Source organism: Halorubrum sp. SS7 (assembly GCF_005435055.1).
GTDB classification, from domain to species: Archaea; Halobacteriota; Halobacteria; order Halobacteriales; family Haloferacaceae; genus Halorubrum; species Halorubrum salinarum.
Window position 1 is genome coordinate 1 of the sequence record NZ_SGXV01000719.1, and the last position, 221, is coordinate 221.

1 pseudogene is annotated in these 221 nt (G+C 67.0%); it reads left to right on the plus strand.

The annotated features are described in order from the left end of the window. Nucleotides 1-221: pseudogene (locus EXE44_RS20580) on the plus strand (hypothetical protein); the annotation flags it as partial.

Sequence of the window (221 nt, forward strand, 5' to 3'; positions counted from 1 at the left end):
TCGGCGCGCTCGCGCTCGTCCTCGCGGTGAACAAGGGGTTTATCAGGCGCATCGAGGCGTTCTCGTTCGAGTACGGGATCCGAGCGACGACCGCGATATACGCGGTCGAGGGCGACCTCGTGGCCGCGATACAGGACGGGATCCCCCGGTGGACCGTGTACTACTTCGGGCCGGTGTACGTCGTCGGCTACGTCGTGCTGCTCGCGTTCCCGATCGCGGCG